Source organism: Pseudostreptobacillus hongkongensis (assembly GCF_001559795.1).
GTDB classification, from domain to species: Bacteria; Fusobacteriota; Fusobacteriia; order Fusobacteriales; family Leptotrichiaceae; genus Pseudostreptobacillus; species Pseudostreptobacillus hongkongensis.
This window is the reverse complement of sequence record NZ_LOHY01000086.1, coordinates 1-17,977: the sequence shown is the minus strand read 5'-3', so window position 1 is coordinate 17,977 and position 17,977 is coordinate 1. Positions and strand designations below refer to the sequence as shown.

Here is a 17,977-nt window from a genome sequence, read left to right as displayed (position 1 = left end):
GAATTGCAACAGCCTCTTTTGTTAGGGAAGTATATATATGTATAGTTTAGTTAATTACATAATAATTAATTATATATTTTCTTTAAAATAAATTTGAAAATACATATATATACTATTATTTATTTGAAATAATATCTATATATATGGTATAATTTATAGAAAATATAGTGAGAGGAAGTATGATGAAAATAAGACCTTTAGGAAATAGAATATTGGTAGAAATAGTTAAATTTGAAAATAAAACTAAATCTGGATTAATACTTTTTGATGATAATAAAATAGCAGAAAATTTTGCAAAAGTATTAGAAGTTTCAGATAAGGTTACAGATATTAGTGTTAATGAATATGTAATATTTGACATTGATGCTTCTATGGAAGTTAGAAATGGAGATGAAATTAAATATATAGTAAATTTAGAAGATGTTTATGCAAAGGTGGATTTTAAAAATGAGTAAAGTTATTAAATTCAATGATGATGCAAGAAAAGCACTTGAAAATGGAGTTAATATTTTAGCTAATGCAGTTAAGATAACTTTAGGACCACGTGGAAGAAATGTAGTTTTAGATAGAGGATATGGTGCGCCATTAATTACTAATGATGGTGTTACTATTGCAAAAGAAATAGAACTTGATGATCCTAGTGAAAATTTAGGCGCAGAATTAATAAAACAAGTTGCTATAAAAGCAAATGATGTTGCAGGTGATGGTACTACAACAGCTACAGTAATAGCTCAAAGTTTAATAAAAGAAGGATCTAAAATGATACAGGCAGGTTCTAATCCGGTGTTTATTAGAAGAGGTATAGAAAATGCTACACGTGTAGCGATAGAGAAATTAAAGGAAAGATCAGTAGCTATAAAAGATAATAGTGAAATAGAACAAGTTGCTTCTATTTCAGCAGCAGATAAAACTATAGGTAAATTAATAGCAGATGCTATGAAAGTAGTAGGAGAAAATGGGGTTATAACTGTTGAAGAAGCTAGATCTCTTGATACAAGTATGGAAATTGTAGAAGGTATGAAATTTGAAAATGGGTATCTTTCACCTTATATGGTTACAGATTCAGATAGAATGAGTGCTGAACTTGAAAATCCATATATACTAATAACTTCAAAAAAAATTAGTTCTATGAAAGAAATAATAGGAATACTTGAAAAAGTTGTTGAAAATTCAAGACCTTTATTAATTATAGCTGAGGATATAGAAGGAGAAGCCTTATCTACGCTTGTACTTAATAAGATAAGAGGTACGTTAAATGTTGTAGCAGTTAAAGCACCAGCATTTGGAGATAGACGTGTTGCTATGCTTGAGGATATAGCTATACTTACAGGAGCTATAGTTATGTCAGAAGAAAAAGGATTAAAACTTGAAGATACTGATTTAGATGACTTAGGTTCAGCTAGAAGAGTTAGAGTAACTAAAGAATCTACAGTAATAGTTGATGGTAGGGGAAACTCAGATGAAAGATTGGAAAGAATTAATCAGATAAAATCTCAGATAGAAGAAACTAAATCACAATATGATAAAGAAAAATTACAAGAAAGACTTGCAAAACTTTCAGGAGGTGTAGCAGTTATTAAGGTAGGTGCAGCTACAGAAACTGAAATGAAAGAAAAGAAAATGAGACTTGAAGATGCATTGAATGCAACTCGTGCTGCAGTTGAAGAAGGTGTAGTTGCAGGTGGAGGAACTGCTTTAATTCAAATATATAAAGATATGCAAGAATATAGTATAGATGGTGAAGAAGGAATAGGTGTAGAAATATTTAAAAAATCACTTTTTGCACCATTAAGACAAATAGTTATAAACTCTGGATTGGATTCAGGAGTTGTAATAGAAAAAGTATTAAATTCAGAAATAAACCATGGATATGATGCATTAAAAGAAGAATATGTAGATATGTTTGAAAGAGGAATATTAGACCCTACTAAAGTTACTCGTTCTGCTATTCAAAATGCAAGTTCTATTGCTGCATTACTTTTAACTACAGAAGTTAGTGTTGTTACTAAACGTGAATTAAATAATAATCAGCAAATGAACGGAATGTATTAGGTGATTAAATGAAAAATCATAGAAGAAAAATAGTAAGGAGATTAGTTTTAGGTGTATTTTTATTCATTGTAATAATTCTTTTTAGAGCATCTATAAGTAATTTTACTTTTAGTGCTTTAAGTAATATAAACTTTAATATAGTTAAAACTAGAAGTAATATATATTCTATAACTAAGGAATATCAAGATAAGTTAGGACAAGTTAGAAATCTTGATACACAAGTAGAAGAAAATAAGAAATTAAAACAAGAATTAGAAATTTTGAAATCTAAAAATTCAGAATATGAAAATTTAAAAAAAGAAAATTCAGAATTAAGAGCGAGTTTAAATTTAAAAAATGAATCTAATTCAGAATATATAATATCTGATGTTATACTTATTTCATCATTATTTGATGACGGTGTAATATATATAGATAAAGGTTCAAAAGATGGTATAGAAACTAATTTGCCTGTGTTTAGTAATGGGAATATAATAGGTAAAATTAATGAAGTAAATACTGATTATTCTGAAGTACATTTACTTTCAAATTCTAATTTTAGAATGTCTGTTGAAGTAAATTCATTTATAAAAGGAATATTAAGAGGTAAAGGAAATTCAGAATTTGTAATTAATAATTTTAATGTTGAAGATGCAGAAAAAATTAGAGTATTTGATATTAAAACTTCAGGAGTAAGTGAATTATACCCTAAAGGTTTAAATTTAGGTAAATATACTATGTTAAATAGTATTAATCTAATTGAAAATAAAGAATTAATATTAAAGATGAATATAGATGTAAGTAAGTTAGATACAGTAGTAGTATATAAATATGATAGATCTAAATTAAAACTTATAGAAAAAATAAATGAAGAAAGAAGTGATTAAAATGAAAAAAATGATTTTAATCTTAAGTTTAATAACGACATTAACATATGCAAAAGTTTATGATTATTTACAAACGGAATTTAGTGCAAAAGTTACTGAAAATTCTGTAGTGAATAATAGTAAAAAGAAAAAAGTGTATAATTTAGTATATAAACCATTAAAGTTAGAGCTTAAAGTAGTTGAGCCTAAGTTAAATAGTGGAGAAATCTATACTTATTCAAAAGGAAAGAAAACACTTTATTCACCTAAACTTAAACAAACGGTTAATCAAAGTGTGGGATCTCAAGATGAAAGTCTTTACTCTATACTTACGGATCTTGCAAATCTTGAAGATGCAAAAACTCAAACTAAAGGTAATAAAAAATATATTTTTGAAAATGGAATTTTAAAAAATATAATAGCTAAAGATTATAAAATATATTTTGAAAATTATTTAAATAATAAGCCAACAAAAATCAAATTTGAGTCAAATAGTATAATATATGACTATACTATAGAATATTAATGGAAATTATAGAAGATGAGGCTATTATTTTAAATAAACAGGATAAAGGTGCAAATGTTATACTTACTCTATTTTCTAGAAATTATGGTAAAATAAATGCTATAATTTATGGTATAAGAAAATCTAAGAAAAGAGAACAAGCAGCGCTAATGCCCACAAGTATATCAGAATTTGAGTTTAAAGAGATTAATGGTTCATATACAGTTGAAAATGCTATTTTAAAAAAACAATATAAAAATTGTATGAAAAATATATACAAATTACAGATGAGTCTTTATATAGTCCATGTGTTGAGTGAAATAGTTACTTATGAATATGGAGATAAAGATTTATATAATATTAATTGTGAAATACTTGAATATATTAATAATTTAGATGAAGAAACATTGGATTCTAAATTTACACTATACATATATATAACTTATTTAAGAAGAATAATGATAAATTTAGGTATATTTGATATAGATATATTATTTAAAAATACTAATTTATTAAAAGAGTATGATATGTATGTTAAATATGGTAAAAATAGAGATAATATAGAAATTATTGATTTAAAAAGAATATTGATATATTTTGAAAGATATATTAATAACTATTTTGGAATAAATATAGATCATAAAAAAATATATATTGAATAGGAGATATAAAATGGATAATATTTATAAAAACATTTACAAAATCAACTTGGATTTAAAATCTAAAACAAAAAATGCATTACTTAAAGAAATGTTTAAAGAAATAAAAGATAGTGAATATATTTTAGATAAGGATAAAGCATTTGAAGATTTACTTGATAGAGAGATAATTGGATCAACTGGAATAGGGAAATCTGTAGCTATACCACATGCTAAAACTGATTTTGTAACAAAAATAGTTATGGGTGTAGGTATACATAAAGAAGGTATAGATTATGAATCTATAGATGAAGAAAAGGTAAATTTAGTATTTATGTTTTTAACACCTAATAGTATGAGTCAAGAATATTTAACTTTATTAGCTAGAATATCAAGATTTGCTCAAGATAAATCATTTACGGAAAATCTTTTAAATGCTAGTTCTGAAGAAGAAGTTATAGAAATAATTAAAAAAATGGAAATTAAATAGGTGTAAGTATGAAATGTCCATATTGTGGTAATCATGATACAAGAGTTATAGATAGCCGTGCTCAAAATGAAGGTAATTCTATAAAAAGAAGAAGAGAATGTGAAAAGTGTTTAAAAAGGTTTAATACTTCTGAAAAAATATACAATCTTCCTATATATATAATTAAGACAAACGGTGAAATAGAAGAATATGATAGAAATAAAGTTTATCAAGGTATAGTAAGATCTTTAGTTAAAAGAAATTATGATAATTCTAAAATAGATGTTTTAATAGATGATATAGAAAGAGATATATTAACTAATTATAATGGTAAAATAGAAAGCTCTAAGCTTGGAGATATAATAATGGAAAATCTATTTTATTTAGATGAAGTAGCTTATGTTAGATTTGCTTCTGTATATAATAAATTTGATAATCTAGATAATTTCTTAAAGGTTATTAAAGAGATTAAAAAGAAAAAGAAAGAGAGTAAAAAATGAAATCTAAGCGTTGGCTATACATTTTTGTATTAGTTTTATTTCTAATAACAGCAAGTTTATCATATAGAATATATGATAATATATTAAAAACTCGTGAAATGAAATTAAAACTTGCAGAAAGTAATGCAAAATATGAAAAATTAAAGGAAGAAAAAGAGAAAATCCAAAAAGAATTAGAAGATGCTAGAGAAGGAATAAATAAAGAAAAATTTGTAAGAGATAAGTTGAATCTAAAAAAAGAAGGAGAAACTATATATAAAATAGTAGATGAAGAAGCAGGTACAGTTCAAAAAGAAGAAGGAAATGATGTGACTACATCTAAAACTGAGGAAAAAGGTGAATAAAATGTTTAATTTAGAAACAAATGAAACTTTAAAAACTAAAATAGAAAATGAGTATATAGAAAATCCTAAAAAAGAATTCAAATATAGATTATCAATAATGTATTTTTTTAGATCATTTATACTAATAGTTTGTATTTTTATGCTGCTTATATATTCTTTTACAACAATGAATTTTTCTAGTATAGATTCAAATCTAGTATTAAGATTAGTACTTGAGTTACTTTTAATAGTATATATATTATTCAATCTTTATACAATTTTTAATTATATAGTAGTTATAGATGAAAACTATATAAATACTGGTAAAAAGAAAATAATAATATCTGATATAAAAAGATTAACTATTAAAGATATTAAGTTTAGAGGTTCAAAGTATGAAAAAGCATTATCTTTAGTTTCAAAAGATGGATCAGAATATATGTTTAGACTTAATATTTCATATAAAATAAGGTTTATAAAACAAATATCAGAATTAACTAATCTAAAAGTAGAATTTTCAGAATAGAGGTAAAAATGGTAGAATTTTTTATTGCTAAAAGGCATATCATTGATAGAAAATTTCAAAGTATAGTATCAATATTAGGTGTTGCTATATCACTTACTGTTTTTGTTGTTTCTTTATCTATTTCTAATGGTTTGAAGAATAATATGTTAAATTCTATATTATCTCTTTCACCACATATAAATGTTAGTGTGTATGAAAATTATGAAGAAGGATATAAAGAAATAGTAGAAGAATTACAAAAATATGATGTTAAAACAGTTAATCCTAGAATAGAAACACAAGGACTGGTTAATGTCAATGGATTATCAACAACTAGTTTAATAATAGGGACTAATTTAGAATTATTAGATATTAATATGATAGAAGGAGTTAAATCTAATTCAGATTTAACAGGAGTATTAGTAGGAAATGAGTTTTTAAATAAAACGGGCACTAAACTTGGAGATGAAATTAATATAATAACAACAGATACTAAGGAAATAAGAGTTAAAATAACTGGTGTATTTAAAACTGGTTATTATACATATGATTCAGAACTTTTATTACTTCCTTTAGAGACATTGCAATTATTAAAGGAAAAAGGAGAAATTGCTACAAATATTTCAATTAATATTAAAAATCCAACTAATATATCAAATATAAATAAATTAGTAAATAATATTAATAATAATTTAGGAGATAAAGTATTTGTACATAGTTGGAATATGGATAATCAAAGTTTATTAAGTGCAATTAATTTTGAAAAATTTGTTTTAGTTGCAATACTTAGTTTGATAGTACTTATAGCATCTTTTGCCATATCTGTAATTTTAAATATGATAGTTAGAGAAAAAATATCAGATATAGGTATATTAAAGGCTATGGGATATTCAGATAGCAATGTTTTAAAAATATTTGTATATGAAGGTATGATAATAGGAGTTTCTGGTATGATATTATCTATAATATTATCACCTATAGTTATAATTTTACTTAAAGTAATCTTTAAATACTATATTACAACTACATATTATTTAGATACTTTGCCTGTAAGCGTTAGCTTTATAGAATTATCTATAATATATTTAGTTGCATTTATTTTAATCCTATTTTCAACTATACTTCCATCTATGAAAGCATCTAAGATGAAACCAACTGATGCTATAAAGTATAATAATTAAGAGGTCATTTTATGTTAGAATTAAAAAATGTAAATAAAATATATGAAACAAAATCAGAAAAAATTGAAGTTTTAAAAAATATAAATTTCAAGTTTAATAATGGTGACTTTGTTTCTATACAAGGAAAATCTGGGAGTGGTAAAACAACACTTTTAAATATTTTGGGACTTTTAGATAATAAAACTAGTGGTGAAATTTTGATTAACAATCAAGATATTGATAAAAATGATTTAGTTCAATTAAGAAATAGTAATATAGGTTATGTTTTTCAATTTCATTATCTTTTAAATGAATTTAATGCAGTTGAAAATGTTATGATGCCTGCATTAATTAGAGATGATATATCTAGATTAGAAATAGAAAAAAGAGCCATAGAACTATTAGAAAGTGTTGGACTTGGTCATAGATTAAAACATAGACCTCAAGAATTATCTGGAGGAGAAAAACAAAGAGTTGCAATAGCTAGAGCTTTAATTAATTCACCAGACATAATACTTGCAGATGAACCAACTGGTAATCTGGATGGTGAAACAAGTGAATTAATAAATAATTTATTTGTCGAACTTAATAAAAAAGGTCAGGGAATAATAATAGTTACACATAGTATAGAACTTGCAAATCTAGCTAGAGATAAATATAGTTTAGTTAAAGGTGAGTTGATAAAATTAGATTAATAGTGTATAATATATATAGATAGATAGATATATTAGGAAGGAAGTGTTATTATGAAAATAATAATAAGCGGAAAACATTTAGAAATGACAGAATCCTTAAAGGAATATGTAGAAACAAAAATTTCAAGAATTACTAAATATCTTGAAAATATAACTGAAACACATGTTACTTTAACTGTTGAAAATACTAAGTCTGAAGGTAAAGTATATAGGGCTATAGCATTAACTTCAGTACCTAACAAAACTATTAGAGTAGAGGAAGAAAAAGATGACTTATACTCTGCTATAGATATATTAGCAGACTCACTTGAAAGACAAGTAAGAAAATATAAAGAAAAAATGAAAGATAGAGATTAGGAGGATAAAATGGAAAAAACAATAGTGGCTTTAAACCAATATTTAGCAGATTTAAATATTTATTATAGAAAGGTTCAAAATTATCATTGGAATGTAGTAGGACAAGGGTTCTTTACAGTTCATGCTAAACTTGAAGAAATCTATGATGCAGTTAATGAAAAAATAGACGTAATTGCAGAAAGAATATTATCTATAGGTGGAAGACCTTATGGAACTTCTAAAAAATATTTAGAAATTACTAAGATTGTTGAAGCAAATGATGAAGATATTACAGTAAAAGAAGCATTAAAACATTTAATTTCTGATACTGAATACTTATTAAATTCAGTAAGAGTATTAAAAGAAATTACTGATGAAGAAAAAGATTATGGAACAAGTGCAGAACTTGATTCTCATATATTAGAATATGAAAAATTATTATGGACAATGAAGGCATATATTAAATAGTCTTTTACACGTATCTAAGAATGGACTTAGATACGTTTTTTTTATAATTTATAATGCAAATTAATTTTGATTGTGTTATACTAAAGCTAAAAACATATGTAAAGGAGTTTAAAGTATGATAAAAGGGAGAGTTTAGTTTAATAGGTTTTGCTATTAGATGTTCATGTTTAGATACAGAAAATGATAATATAATTGATGTAGCTAAAAAAGAAAATAAACAGCAAAATAATAATTCAAATAATACGTATAAACCTAAAATAGATGAAAATTAGAGGTTAAAGAAACAAAAGAATAATAAAAAGTATAGAAGGATTTTAATAAGGTTACTATAGTGGAGCTTGATTTTAGTCCAGTTGATATACCTAGAATAAATGATAAAGTATCAGGAATTAATTTGAGTATAGATGATATATTAAATGGGACGGATATTGCAAAACCTTACGATGTTTTATTTTATGAATTAGGGCATAATATAGATCGTTTAGCTTACTTTGAAAAATATAAGGATATATCTAAAGATAACGATTTACTTTATTCTGAGGTATTTATTAGTAAAAAATATAATAAAAGTATTTATGAAATGTTAGTTCTTGAATTTGAAAAAATCAAATTAGACTATAAAAATGATATTATTAATTCATTGAGAATAGATGTGAATGATAAGGATACTTTAAGTAGTATAGCTGATGAAATAATTTATATAAATATAAGAAGTCAGTATATAAATATAGGTAAAGATACTAAAGTATCAATTGAATTTTTTACAGAAGTTATAAGCTCTTTGATTACTAATATAGAAAGTTATGAACTTATAAATAGATATTTCTCTAAATCTTGTGAAATATACTTTGAGTTGTTAAATAATATTTTAGGAGGTAATTAAAATGTATTTATTATTGGTTGAAGAATATACTTTTAAAGATATAAATAACATAAATATTTTAAGGGAATATTATGAAAAACATAAAGATGAAAAACAATTATATTTTGATTTTTTCCCTAGAGGATATACTGAATTTGATATTGCTGCTTTACTTAGAGAAGCATTAAAAAATAATTGTAGTATTTTAGAATTGTTACCAGAAGTATATTTTAAAAATGAAAAACTATACATGGATAATATGAAAAAAGGATACAAATTATAATTGACATTGGTGGACATTATAAGTGTAGATACAGTAGAGCTTACAATCAAAAGGCTCTATTTTTTATTTTTAGGAGAAATATGAACATAGAAATAAAAAAATAAGAGGTATTAAGATACCCAAAGATTTAGATATAGAAGTTAAAAAAGATATAATGAGAAAAGTTGCAACAGCTATGCAAAATAAAGTAAAGTATAGATTTCATAGGGGAGTAGATCCTGATGGTAATGCTTGGAAGCCATTAAAAGGAAGAGAGGGAAAACCTTTAAGAGATACTGAAAGATTATTAAACAGTTCAACTACATAAAGTGATGATAATACAGATAAGGTAATACTAAATATGCTAGAATATACAATGTTTAGTAGTAAGAGAAGTAGTTGATAATATAATAAGAAATAAACTAGATATATAACACTTTTATAGCGGTGTTATTTTTTTACTATAAAAATTTTCTACATATAATCTATATTTTATATGATAACATCTAAATTTCACAATATTCAAAAAAATTCTATTTATTGACTGTTATTAATTTTTGTGTCATAATTATTTATATCAATTAGGAGGTGTATAAATTGAAAAATTTAGTTGATACACATTTACATCTTTATGATGATACATATGATGAAAATAGAGATGAAATTATAAAACAAATTAATGAAAAGCTAGACTTTATAGTTAATATATCTTGTGATTATGAAACATCATTAAGTTGTATTGAATATGCAAATAATAATGATAAAATGTTTGCAACTATAGGTTATCATCCTTGTGATATATCTAAATATGATGAAGATAAGATGAAAGAATTAATTAATATATCAAAAAATAATAATAAGATAGTTGCGATAGGAGAGATAGGGCTTGACTATCATTGGATGAATGATCCTATTGAAGTTCAAAAAGAAGGATTTAAAAAACAAATTGAGTTAGCTATAGAAAATGATTTGCCTATAGTAATACATACAAGAGAAGCTTTAGATGATACACTAGAAATAGTTAAAAGTTATCCGAAATTAAGAGGAATTATGCATTGTTATCCTGGTAGTTATGAGGAAGTGTTACCTATACTTGATAGATTCTATGTAGGTGTTGGTGGAACAGTAACATTTAAGAATAATAAGATAGGACATGAGATGGTTGAAAAAATGCCTATTGATAGAATAGTTATAGAAACAGATTCACCATATTTAACTCCAGTACCATTTAGAGGTAAACCAAATAATCCTGTTTATGTTGAATATGTAGTTAATAAGATAGCTGAAATAAAAAATATGGATGTAGAAGAAGTAAAAAGAATTACTACAGAAAATGCTAAAAAGGTGTACGGAATATGTATAAAATAGGAACTGATATAGTAGAAGTTGAAAGGATTAAAAAAGCAATTGAAAGAACAGAAAACTTTAAAACAAATGTTTTTAGTACTAAGGAAATAGAATACTGTGAAAATAAGAAAAATAAGTATGAATCATATGCTGGGAAATTTGCAGCTAAAGAAGCATATTTTAAAGCAAAAGGAATAGGTATAGAAATTCCTATGAGAAATACAGAAATTTTAAATGATGAAAATGGGAAACCATATATTTTAATATCAGGTGAAAAAATAAATGGAGATGTAAGCATAAGTCATACTGAACACAATGCAATTTCTTTTGTTATTTTATATTAATGTCTATTGACAAACAGAAAAATCATATTATACTAATATTGAAATACACATTAGGAGGAGAAATGATGAAAAAAGTATTATTTGGTATGATAGCTTTAACTTCTGTTATAAGTTTAGCTGATAATTTTAATGGTAATTTGGAAGTAACTACTACAGGTAGTGTTCAAAATGGATACACTTCAAATGGATTTAATCATAAAGGGGTTCCTAGTACTTCAAAATTATTTAAAGAAACTAAATTACAAGCATATTTTACTGATAGTAATGATGTTTCTGTATTTGTTGGAACAAAAGGAGATGTATTAAAAAAAGATTTTGGAAAAAATTTAGTATTTGATGCATTTGGTAATTACTATGTAGGTATGAGAGTTGATTCAAAAGTAAGTGAAGATTTTGATTTAACAGTAAATTTAGGTACTAAACATGGATATACTAAAACTTTAAAGAATGTTAATAATAAGATTGTTGAATCAAAATTTATTTTAGAAGATGCAATTGTTGCACATTTAAAAGCTAAAAATAAATTTGATTCTAAGAGATATTTTAATAAAGATGAAAAAGTTGGATATTTAGAAGAAAATGGATATAAATTACATAAACCAGAACATACTTTAGTATTTGGTGTAGTTACGCATGGTAAAGTTGATAAAGTTAATTTAATAGGTGGATTAAATTATTCAAGTAAAAATTTTGAAGATGCAACAGTTGAAAGTTTTGTTAAATTAAATGGTAATATTAATGATAATATGAAGGCTAGTGGATTTGTAAGAAATTTATTAGATTCAACTAATTACAAGTCATTAGGTAAGTTGAAAGTAAATGGAAAACTTGAAACTATGCTAAATAAAGACTTAAAATTAACTAATTTAGGTGAAGTAGAATTAGACACTATATTATCAAAAGAAAATGCAGAAAATGTTAAAGATACACGTACTATTAATTTAAAAGTTGAAAATGGTGCAGTATATACTGGTATTGAAAATCTAAAACTAACAGGTGATTTGAACTATAAATTAGGTATAAATAGTCAAGTTTTATCACAAGATATTACAGAAGCAACTAAAACATATAAAGGAAATAAAGGAGATATGACTCATACTCCTGAACTTAAAGTTGGTGCAGAATATATGATGGGTGATTTCAAATTTACTACAAAGAATAAAGCTAAATATACATATAAGCATATGTTAGGTCAAGTTTTAAAAAATACAACACCTCTTTCTGCTACATTAGAAAATACTGTTGCAGTAATGAGTGAAAATAAGGCTGAATATAAATATGATAAATTTAATGTTGCATTTAATCTTGACTATCATTTAGATGTATTTGGTAAAAATAATAAACTTGAAAAGAATAAACATTGGGTTGTATTAGGTCCAACAGTTAATTACTCAGATAATATGTTAAAATCTGAATTAGGATTACGTTATGTATTACAAAAAACTGGAACAGAGTTATTATTCCACAGACAATTTGGATGGTTAAAAAATAGCTTGACTACTAAATTTATGGATACAGATATTGTAGCGAGTGCTAATATTTATGATTACTATAAATATAGTAAAAATCCTAATTTTGCAGTATTTGCAGATCTAGGAGTTAAAGCAACAAATCATAGTATAGATAAATTTAGTAATATGGCAGATTTAAATGTTAAATATGGATACGTAGACTTAAATACAGATGCGACTTTAGTTCTTAAAAAACAAGGAATAAATGCTTCACTTAATCTTGAAAGTAAATATAACTACGATAAAAATATAGATATAATTGGTGGATTCAAGACTGAATATAGATATAATGATTTAGGAAATGATTTATATAAAGCATTTACAGACTATATTATTAATGTTACAAGAATAGATGATAATTATTATCCACAAATAATAGATTATAGAAATAATATTAAAGATGAAAAATTCAGAGATAAAGTTATAGCTCAGGCTAATAATTTGAAAAATGCAAATGATCAACATGATTTAGTATTAACTCCATCATTAGGCACTTCTATAAGATTTGTAGATGGCAGATTAGAAGTAGGGCCTAAATTAGAAGGAATATTTAAATTTAACAAGAAAAATGGTGTAAATAATTCATTCTTTAATTCTGCTGAAGGTAAATTAAGTTTAAATTTAAAATATAGATGGTAATGAAATTAAACTCTCACGAAAGTGGGAGTTTTTTCTATACTTGTAAAAAATATATAAATATATTAAACTATACTTGAGGTGATTATATGGAAAATATGTATAAAATGGTTATTGATTCATATGAAAGAATAAAGAAATATATAATTAGAACAGAAACATATAAATCTATAAATTTTAGTGATAAAAATACTGAAATATATTTTAAAACTGAAAATAGACAATTATTAAATTGTTGTAAAGTAAGGGGAGCATTCGCTAAATTAACTACTTTGAATAAAGATACAGAAATAGTAGCAGTATCTAGTGGGAACCACGGTATGTCTGTTGCCTATGTAGGTAAGAAATTAGGCTTTTCAAATGTTAAAATATTTTTATCTGAGAAAACTAGTATTAATAAAATAGATAAAATTAAAAGTTTTGAACCTCAAGTTATACTAAAAGGTAAAAGTTATGATGAAGCTCATGAATATGCAATTAATTATTCAAGAGAAAATAATGCGGTATTTATAGACCCTTGCTCTGATGAACTAGCTCTTTCAGGTCAGGGAACTCTTGCACTTGAAATATTAGAAGATTATCCAGAAATAGATCAAATTTTTGTTCCACTTGGGGGAGGGGGGATATTAGGAGGAGTAGGTGCATATATTAAAGGGTATAATTCTAAAATTAAGGTTATAGGAGTTCAAACAGAAATGTCACCTTCTATGTTTGAAAGTTTAAAAGATAATGTTAGATATGATAATTTTCCAGCAAAAGGTGAAACTATATGTGATGCATTACTAGGAGGTGTAGGAGAAACACCTTATAGATTGGCTCCATATATATTAGATGAAATATTGATTGTAGAAGAAAAATATGTTAAAGAAGCTATTAAATTATTACTTTTAAAAGAAAAAAATTTAGTAGAACCATCAGGATCTATAGGATTTGCAGCTTATTTACAATATAGAGAAAAATTTGAAAATAAGAAAAATTGTATAATTTTATCTGGTGGAAATATAGATGAAGAAATATTAAAGAGTTTAGAATTTTAGGGAAAGAATTTTATAGTGATATTAAAAACTACAGTATTAAACTATTAGCTGTAGTTTTTTGTTATATAAAAGAAATGTTAAATGTTTATATACCTTTAGAATAATAAGACTCTCAAACTTATAATTTTGTTGTCAATTTGTCTGTAATGTTTGATATTCTTTTAGAATAATATGATTCTTAAAATGTAAATTTAAAATAATATATATCAATAATATTATATATCAGAATTTATAGATGTCAATATTTTTATAAATATTATTATAAACAAAAAATATATACCTTTGTTACAAAATTACTATGTTTTACCAGGTAATTTTAGGTATATATTTTCTATATATTTTATTTAATTTTTTTATCTAAAAAATTTTGAAGTATTATTGTAGCAGCTATCATATCCACAACTTTTCTTCTTTCTTTTCCATTTTTTTTAGAAAAGTTTTTTAAATAATACTCTGCTTCTTTAGTAGTATATCTTTCATCAATGAAATATATAGGTATATCATTAGTTAAATGTTTTTTTAATTCATTTAAAAATTTTTCTACTTTTTCAACCTGAATAGCATTTTGACCATCTTTAGTCTTAGGCTGTCCTACAACTAAACCTATTACTTTTTCTTCAAGTATTATTTCATTAATTCTAATAAAAGGATTAACCTTGTTTCGATCTATTACTTCATAAGCTGATGCAAACATTCCTAACATATCAGACTTTGCTACACCAACTCTAACATCTCCAACATCAAGTCCTAAATATACACTCATATTAAAGTCCTTTAATATATTCTATAGCAGCATTAATAGCATCTTTAGTTAATTTACCCTCTTTTCCTCCAGCTTGAGCAAAATCAGGTCTACCTCCACCATTTCCACCAGCAAAGTTAGCTGCTACTTTAACTATATTTCCAGAATGATATTTAGAAGTTAAATCTTTTGTAACTCCAGCAACGAATATTGCTTTATCATTGTTTGAACCAAATATAACAACACAAGATTTTAATTTTTGCTTAGCTATATCTATTAAGCTCTTAAGTTCATCTATATCCTTATTTTCAAAGTCTTTATAAAGAACTTTTACACCATTAATTTCAACTGCTTCATTAACAAGATCACTCATTTCGTAAGTAACTAATCTTCTTTGTAATTCTTTAATTAATTGTTCTTGTAATTTAGCTTCTTCACGTGATTTATTAATAGCTTCAATAACATTTCCAGAACTTGTTTTAAATTTAGAAGATATATCATCTATAGTATTTTCTAATTTATATAAATAAGCAAGACTTTCTTTTCCTGTAATTGCTTCTATTCTTCTAACACCACTTGCTTTACCTTGTTCAGATAAAATTTTGAATAATCCAATAGCACCAGTTGATTTAACGTGAGTCCCACCGCATAATTCTATAGAATAATCCGAAATATCTACAACTCTAACTATATCTCCGTATTTATCGCTAAATAGAGCCATAGCACCTTTTGAAATCGCATCATTAATATTTTCATAAGTTATATATACTGGCATATTTGCAAGAATAGCATCATTAACTTTAGTTTCAATTAATCTTAATTGCTCCGGAGTAATAGCTTCATAGTATGAGAAGTCAAATCTTAAACCTTTATTATTAACTAAAGATCCAGCTTGTTCAACAGTTGTTCCTAAAACTTCACGTAATGCTTTATGTAATAAGTGAGTTGCTGTGTGATTTTTCATAGTATCACGTCTAAATTCTTCATCAACTATTAATTTTAATTCATCTCCAACATTAGGTATATTACCACTTATTAATTTAAAGTAGTGTATAAATATATCTGATTTTTTAACTACATTAATAATTTCTCCTGTAAATTCTTTTTTATCAGTTATTATACCACGATCAGATACTTGTCCTCCACTTTCAGCATAAAATGGTGTTTCTTCAAATATTATTTCATACATTTTATTTTCTATTTCTTTAATATGTAAAACTTTAGAATAAATCTTAAGACTATCATAACCTAAAAATTGTGTTTTACCATGAGTTTTATAGAATGAATCTATAAATTCATCTTTAATCATATCAGATGTTTTGTTTCTTGAATCTTGAGATCTCTTAACTTGTTCTTCAAGTTTAATATTAAATTCATCTTCAGAAACTTCTATATTATTATTTTCAGCAATAAATTTAGTGAATTCAAATGGGAATCCATAAGTATCGTAAAGTTTAAATGAAACTTCACTGCTTAATTTATTACTATTATTTTTACGGGCTTCTTCTATTTCTTCAAATAAGATATTAGTACCTATTTTTAAAGTTCTTGAGAATTTATCTTCTTCATTTTTAATTATATTTTTTATATATTCTCTTTTTTCTTCAAGTTCAGGATAAGCTTCTTTTATATTATCTATTATAGTATCAACTATTTTGTATAAATAAGTTTCTGAATTATCAAAAATTTCTTTATTTTCTAATGCTCCTGATCCATAAGCTCTTCTTATTAGTTTTTTAAGTATATATCCACGTCCTTCATTAGATGGTAATACACCATCAGCAATTAAGAAAGTTGATGCACGAAGGTGATCAGCAACTATTTTAACTGGTGTTGAAAGACCGTCTTCATTTAATTGAAGTACTTTTTTAATTTCATTAGTAATTGGTGAAAAAATGTCAGTTTCAAAATTATTTACTTTATTTTGAACAACAGATGCTATTCTTTCAAGTCCTGCTCCTGTATCTATATTCTTTTCTGGAAGAGGAACTAAACTTCCGTCTTCTAATCTATTCCACTCAGTAAATACTAAGTTCCAAATTTCAAGGAATCTATTTCCTTCATCTCCAGGTTTAGCATTTATTTCTTCGTTATTTTCACCCATATTCATAGTATCATAGTATATCTCACTACATGGTCCACAAGAACCTATAGGACCTGCTGCCCACCAGTTATCATCATCGCCAAGTCTAACCATGTGATCTTCAGGTACACCTATTTCTTTAGTCCAAATATCATATGCTTCATCATCAGTTAAGTATACTGAAACATAAAGTCTTTTAGGATCTAGTTTTAATATTTGAGTTATATATTCCCAAGACCATTCAATAGCTTCTTTTTTGAAATAATCACCAAATGAGAAATTCCCTAACATTTCAAAGAAAGTATGATGTCTTGGAGTTACTCCAACATTTTCTAAATCATTAGTTCTTATACATTTTTGGTATGTTGTTATTCTTTTATATGGTGCTTTTTTTTCTCCAAGGAAAAAAGGTTTAAATGGAACCATACCTGCAACAGTTAGAAGTAGTGTTTTATCATCAGGTATTAATGAAGCACTTTCAAAATGCTTATGTTCTTTAGTCTTGAAAAAATCTATAAAGCTTTTTCTTAATTCATTACCAGTCATTTTTACCACCTTAATATATATTTTTCTTTTTTTAAATTCTGTGAAAATTATACCATAAAATATAGAGTTTTTCAATGTTTTGTTAATGTGCTGTATATTAAAAAAACAAAT

Annotated in this window: 22 protein-coding genes; 20 read left to right on the top strand and 2 right to left on the bottom strand. The window is 25.0% G+C overall.

Annotation, left to right across the window (positions count from 1 at the left end; genetic code table 11):
• The first annotated feature begins 179 nt into the window (after positions 1 to 179).
• The 20 genes from AYC59_RS03585 to AYC59_RS03495 all read left to right on the top strand — a co-directional run bounded on the left by AYC59_RS03585 (position 180) and on the right by AYC59_RS03495 (position 14,495).
• Positions 180 to 455 (top strand): co-chaperone GroES family protein, encoded by a 276-nt coding sequence (locus AYC59_RS03585; RefSeq protein WP_082752655.1) that lies wholly within the window; start codon positions 180 to 182, stop codon positions 453 to 455.
• A complete protein-coding gene (gene groL / locus AYC59_RS03580) occupies positions 448 to 2,052 on the top strand; it encodes a chaperonin GroEL (RefSeq protein WP_066895290.1) in 1,605 nt (534 codons plus the stop codon). Before AYC59_RS03585 ends, groL begins: the two co-directional genes overlap by 8 nt.
• Positions 2,053 to 2,060: 8 nt before the next feature.
• Positions 2,061 to 2,918 carry a rod shape-determining protein MreC gene (gene mreC, locus AYC59_RS03575; RefSeq protein WP_066895288.1) on the top strand — a complete coding sequence of 286 codons (858 nt, stop codon included), beginning with the start codon at positions 2,061 to 2,063 and terminating at the stop codon, positions 2,916 to 2,918.
• Between the two features lies 1 nt (position 2,919).
• Entirely contained in the window at positions 2,920 to 3,423 is a 504-nt protein-coding gene (locus AYC59_RS03570; protein WP_156445472.1) for a hypothetical protein, read from the top strand.
• Positions 3,423 to 4,064, top strand: a complete 642-nt coding sequence (gene recO / locus AYC59_RS03565) for a DNA repair protein RecO (RefSeq protein WP_066895284.1) — start codon at positions 3,423 to 3,425, stop codon at positions 4,062 to 4,064. The genes AYC59_RS03570 and recO overlap by 1 nt, the downstream gene beginning before the upstream one ends.
• Positions 4,065 to 4,074: 10 nt before the next feature.
• On the top strand, positions 4,075 to 4,530 hold the full coding sequence (locus AYC59_RS03560) for a PTS sugar transporter subunit IIA (protein WP_066895282.1): 456 nt from the start codon (positions 4,075 to 4,077) through the stop codon (positions 4,528 to 4,530).
• Positions 4,531 to 4,538: 8 nt separating this feature from the next.
• Entirely contained in the window at positions 4,539 to 5,009 is a 471-nt protein-coding gene (nrdR, locus tag AYC59_RS03555) for a transcriptional regulator NrdR (RefSeq protein WP_066895280.1), read from the top strand.
• Positions 5,006 to 5,353 carry a septum formation initiator family protein gene (locus AYC59_RS03550; protein WP_066895278.1) on the top strand — a complete coding sequence of 116 codons (348 nt, stop codon included), beginning with the start codon at positions 5,006 to 5,008 and terminating at the stop codon, positions 5,351 to 5,353. The genes nrdR and AYC59_RS03550 overlap by 4 nt, the downstream gene beginning before the upstream one ends.
• A gap of 1 nt (position 5,354) precedes the next feature.
• On the top strand, positions 5,355 to 5,858 hold the full coding sequence (locus AYC59_RS03545; RefSeq protein ID WP_066895276.1) for a hypothetical protein: 504 nt from the start codon (positions 5,355 to 5,357) through the stop codon (positions 5,856 to 5,858).
• 8 nt (positions 5,859 to 5,866) lie between these two features.
• A complete protein-coding gene (locus AYC59_RS03540) occupies positions 5,867 to 7,018 on the top strand; it encodes an ABC transporter permease (protein ID WP_066895274.1) in 1,152 nt (383 codons plus the stop codon).
• An 11-nt stretch (positions 7,019 to 7,029) separates the two neighbouring features.
• Positions 7,030 to 7,692 carry an ABC transporter ATP-binding protein gene (locus tag AYC59_RS03535; RefSeq protein WP_066895272.1) on the top strand — a complete coding sequence of 221 codons (663 nt, stop codon included), beginning with the start codon at positions 7,030 to 7,032 and terminating at the stop codon, positions 7,690 to 7,692.
• 51 nt (positions 7,693 to 7,743) lie between these two features.
• Positions 7,744 to 8,049, top strand: coding sequence for a ribosome hibernation-promoting factor, HPF/YfiA family (gene hpf, locus AYC59_RS03530; RefSeq protein WP_066895269.1), 306 nt, complete (start codon positions 7,744 to 7,746; stop codon positions 8,047 to 8,049).
• A 9-nt stretch (positions 8,050 to 8,058) separates the two neighbouring features.
• Positions 8,059 to 8,496, top strand: coding sequence for a Dps family protein (locus AYC59_RS03525; RefSeq protein ID WP_066895267.1), 438 nt, complete (start codon positions 8,059 to 8,061; stop codon positions 8,494 to 8,496).
• Positions 8,497 to 8,827: 331 nt separating this feature from the next.
• Entirely contained in the window at positions 8,828 to 9,379 is a 552-nt protein-coding gene (locus tag AYC59_RS03520; protein WP_066895265.1) for a hypothetical protein, read from the top strand.
• A 1-nt stretch (position 9,380) separates the two neighbouring features.
• The gene (locus AYC59_RS03515; protein WP_066895263.1) at positions 9,381 to 9,641 is read left to right on the top strand and encodes a hypothetical protein; all 261 of its coding nucleotides are present in this window, start codon (positions 9,381 to 9,383) and stop codon (positions 9,639 to 9,641) included.
• A gap of 154 nt (positions 9,642 to 9,795) precedes the next feature.
• Complete coding sequence (locus tag AYC59_RS07555) at positions 9,796 to 9,948, top strand: phage virion morphogenesis family protein (RefSeq protein WP_082752653.1); 153 nt, start codon at positions 9,796 to 9,798, stop codon at positions 9,946 to 9,948.
• Between the two features lie 269 nt (positions 9,949 to 10,217).
• Positions 10,218 to 10,988 carry a TatD family hydrolase gene (locus AYC59_RS03510; protein WP_066895261.1) on the top strand — a complete coding sequence of 257 codons (771 nt, stop codon included), beginning with the start codon at positions 10,218 to 10,220 and terminating at the stop codon, positions 10,986 to 10,988.
• Positions 10,976 to 11,311: a holo-ACP synthase gene (acpS, locus tag AYC59_RS03505; protein ID WP_066895259.1), complete on the top strand. Its 336-nt coding sequence runs from the start codon at positions 10,976 to 10,978 to the stop codon at positions 11,309 to 11,311. The genes AYC59_RS03510 and acpS overlap by 13 nt, the downstream gene beginning before the upstream one ends.
• A 65-nt stretch (positions 11,312 to 11,376) precedes the next feature.
• Positions 11,377 to 13,461: a hypothetical protein gene (locus AYC59_RS03500; RefSeq protein WP_169792219.1), complete on the top strand. Its 2,085-nt coding sequence runs from the start codon at positions 11,377 to 11,379 to the stop codon at positions 13,459 to 13,461.
• An 86-nt stretch (positions 13,462 to 13,547) separates the two neighbouring features.
• Positions 13,548 to 14,495, top strand: coding sequence for a pyridoxal-phosphate dependent enzyme (locus AYC59_RS03495; RefSeq protein ID WP_066895255.1), 948 nt, complete (start codon positions 13,548 to 13,550; stop codon positions 14,493 to 14,495).
• Between the two features lie 340 nt (positions 14,496 to 14,835).
• Here the strand turns inward: AYC59_RS03495 and ruvX are convergent, their stop codons facing one another.
• Together ruvX and alaS are read right to left on the bottom strand one after the other, a co-directional pair.
• Positions 14,836 to 15,258 carry a Holliday junction resolvase RuvX gene (gene ruvX, locus AYC59_RS03490; protein WP_066895253.1) on the bottom strand — a complete coding sequence of 141 codons (423 nt, stop codon included), beginning with the start codon at positions 15,256 to 15,258 and terminating at the stop codon, positions 14,836 to 14,838.
• Position 15,259: 1 nt separating this feature from the next.
• Entirely contained in the window at positions 15,260 to 17,866 is a 2,607-nt protein-coding gene (gene alaS / locus AYC59_RS03485) for an alanine--tRNA ligase (RefSeq protein ID WP_066895251.1), read from the bottom strand.
• Positions 17,867 to 17,977 lie beyond the last annotated feature (111 nt).